Consider the following 3,080-nt stretch of genomic DNA (forward strand, 5'->3'; position numbering starts at 1 on the left):
TCCCACAACCCGCCCGCCGACGGCGGGTTCAAGTACAACCCGCCCAGCGGCGGCCCCGCCGCCTCCGACGCGACCTCCTGGATCCAGGACCGGGCGAACGAGATCATCCTCGGCGGCCTGAAGGACGTCCGGCGCGTCCCCTACGACCGCGCCCTCGCGGCCCCCACCACCGGCCGCTACGACTTCCTCGGCACCTATGTCGCCGACCTGCCCGGCGTGCTCGACCTGGACGCGGTCCGCGCGGCCGGCGTCCGCATCGGGGCCGACCCGCTCGGCGGGGCGTCGGTCGCCTACTGGGGCCGCATCGCCGAACAGCACCGCCTCGACCTCACCGTGGTCAACCCGCACACCGACCCCACCTGGCGATTCATGACGCTGGACTGGGACGGGAAGATCCGCATGGACTGCTCGTCGCCGTACGCGATGGCCTCGCTCATCGGACAGCGCGACCGCTTCCAGATCTCCACCGGCAACGACGCCGACGCCGACCGGCACGGCATCGTCACCCCGGACGCCGGCCTGATGAACCCCAATCACTACCTGGCCGTCGCCATCTCCTACCTCTACGCCCACCGTGACCGCTGGCCGGCCACCACCGGCATCGGCAAGACCCTGGTCTCCTCCGCCATGATCGACCGCGTCGCCGCCGACCTGGGCCGCGAGCTGGTCGAGGTGCCCGTCGGCTTCAAGTGGTTCGTGGACGGACTGGCCGGCGGCACCATCGGCTTCGGAGGGGAGGAGTCGGCCGGGGCGTCCTTCCTGCGCCGGGACGGCTCCGTGTGGACCACCGACAAGGACGGCATCCTGCTCGCCCTGCTCGCCTCCGAGATCACGGCGGTCACGGGGAAGACCCCCTCCGAGCACTATGCGGCGCTCACCGCCCGCTTCGGCGAACCGGCGTACGCGCGCATCGACGCCCCCGCCTCCCGCGAGGAGAAGGCCCTGCTCGCCAAGCTCTCCCCGGCCCAGGTCAGCGCCGACACCCTGGCCGGGGACGCGGTCACGGCGGTGCTCACCGAGGCCCCCGGGAACGGGGCGGCCATCGGCGGCATCAAGGTGACCACCGACAACGCCTGGTTCGCGGCCCGCCCCTCGGGCACCGAGGACGTCTACAAGATCTACGCCGAGTCGTTCCTCGGTCCCGACCACCTCGGCCGGGTACAGGAAGAGGCCAAGTCCGTGGTGCTGACGGCCCTGTCCGGCTGACCCCGGGCACACCACAGCCCGGGCCACCTCACGCGGCCCGGGCTGTACGCGCTTCAGCCGCGCGGGCTGCGGGCGGGCAGGACGACGTGCGCCGCCGAGGCCATCGCGTCCTCGTCGGAGGTGAAGGCGGCGAGCGTTCCGACGTCACCGGGTTCGGCGCCCTGCGGCCACGGCCGGGTGGTGAAGATGAGGCAGGCGTAGCCGAGTTCGCCCACCGCCTCCAGCCAGGTCTGCGGCGGGACGAACCGCGACTTCAGGTGCTGCACGGTGAGGACGGCCGACCCGGGCACGGCGAGCAGGCTCACCGGCATGCTGGGCGCTGGGCGGCGTGGACGAGGCCCTCGCCCAGGGGCAGCCCGGCGCTCAGCAGCAGCTGCTCGATGGCCTTCGGCGTGCCCTCCGGGCCGTTCGCACCGTCTCCGAGGGAGCAGGCCAGGAGGTAGGGGACGTCCCCGTCGGGGTAGTGCCCCGCCAGGACTGGACGACCAGGGAGCCCAGGTCGTCGGCGGGCACGGACTGCGTTTCGGGTGAGATCGAGGTCACCGCGGAACCGGATCGGCGTACGGTGTGGCACCTGCCCCGCCGTCACCCGACCGGCCCAGCCCGCGCCGGGCTCTCCACACGAACGAGGGGCCCGGGCACCCGGCGTGTCCGCGATGCAGGACACTGGGTGAAGATCCGACCGGGAAGGACCGACACGTGATCATCTTCGGCACCAAGGGCTACCTGTACCAGCTGGCGATACTGACGCTGGTGTGCGGCCAGTGCGGGAACCCCGCCGCTCACACGCTCAGGAAGCGCGTCACGAAGTTCACCCTGTTCTTCGTCCCGCTGTTCCCGATCTCCACGAAGTACCTGACGCAGTGCACCTTCTGCGGAGCGGAACAGAAGGTGACCGGCGAGCAGGCGGAGCAGCTCCAGAGCCAGAGCACGAGCGGCCCGAGCGGCCAGGCGCACGGGCAGCCGCAGCAGCACGACCGGTTCTGATACCCCGGGCCGAATCGCCGCGGCACGCCCGGGGTGCCGCTGACCCCGAGCTCACTGATCATTTGCGATGTGGCAACCGGAGCATCCCGGGTACTCGGCCCTCCCGGGCCCGGACCTGTGGGCCGATGGGCCTCCTGCAGTCGATCAGTGAAAACGGAGGCATTCAGATGAGCACCATCAAGGAAACCGTGGAAGTCGACGTCCCCGTCCACACCGCCTACAACCAGTGGACGCAGTTCGAGGAGTTCCCGAACTTCATGGAGGGCGTCGAGGAGGTCAGGCAGCTGGACGACCGCCACAACCACTGGACCACCAAGATCGGTGGGGTACGGCGCGAATTCGACACCGAGATCGTCGACCAGCTGGCCGACGAGCGGGTCACATGGCGCACGACCAGCGGAGACACGCACCAGAGGGGCTCAGTCCGCTTCGAGCGCCTCGACGACACCCACACCAGGGTGGAGCTCGTCTTGGACGTCGAGCCCAGCGGAGCCGTGGAGAAGGCCGCTGACATGATGGGCACGATCGACCGCCGGGTGAAGGGCGACATGAAGCGCTTCAAGCAGTACATCGAGGAGCGCGGAGTCGAGTCCGGCTCATGGCGCGGGCGCGTCCAGCCGGGCGGCCCCAGCGGCTCCGGCCCCATCCTCTGACACCAGCCGCACTCCCGGAACCCGGTCTCCACGGTGAGGCCGGGTTCTTCTGTGCCCGGATGTCCCGCTCTGCGTGCAGGGTGCGTACGGTTTCGGCCAACGTCATGACATGCACCTGTCCATATCGTTCTCCTGGTGGCACGCTGCCCCCTGACTGTCCGCAGTGACACCCCTGCCTGACCGGGCGGAGGCTTCCCGCCGCCCGGCCCCCACAGCAGAAGGAGACCGCGTGAT

The 3,080-nt window shown here is 70.5% G+C and carries 3 protein-coding genes and 1 pseudogene; 3 read left to right on the forward strand and 1 reads right to left on the reverse strand.

All coding sequences use genetic code 11. The annotated features are described in order from the left end of the window. Window positions 1–1,206 (forward strand): phosphohexomutase domain-containing protein (locus tag C1J00_RS41100; protein WP_102913933.1); only part of this gene is annotated, 1,206 nt, incomplete at its 5' end. 53 nt (window positions 1,207–1,259) lie between these two features. Here C1J00_RS41100 and C1J00_RS48135 read toward each other — a convergent pair. After that, a pseudogene (locus C1J00_RS48135) lies at window positions 1,260–1,873 on the reverse strand (DUF5949 family protein). Between the two features lie 32 nt (window positions 1,874–1,905). Between C1J00_RS48135 and C1J00_RS41110 the strand changes: the two are divergent. Both C1J00_RS41110 and C1J00_RS41115 read left to right on the forward strand, forming a co-directional pair. Beyond that, window positions 1,906–2,193 (forward strand): zinc-ribbon domain-containing protein, encoded by a 288-nt coding sequence (locus C1J00_RS41110; protein WP_102913934.1) that lies wholly within the window; start codon window positions 1,906–1,908, stop codon window positions 2,191–2,193. 167 nt (window positions 2,194–2,360) lie between these two features. Further along, complete coding sequence (locus C1J00_RS41115) at window positions 2,361–2,846, forward strand: SRPBCC family protein (RefSeq protein ID WP_102913935.1); 486 nt, start codon at window positions 2,361–2,363, stop codon at window positions 2,844–2,846. The last annotated feature ends 234 nt before the right edge of the window (window positions 2,847–3,080 follow it).

Origin of the sequence: Streptomyces cahuitamycinicus, from assembly GCF_002891435.1 — a bacterium.
GTDB classification, from domain to species: domain Bacteria; phylum Actinomycetota; class Actinomycetes; order Streptomycetales; family Streptomycetaceae; genus Streptomyces; species Streptomyces cahuitamycinicus.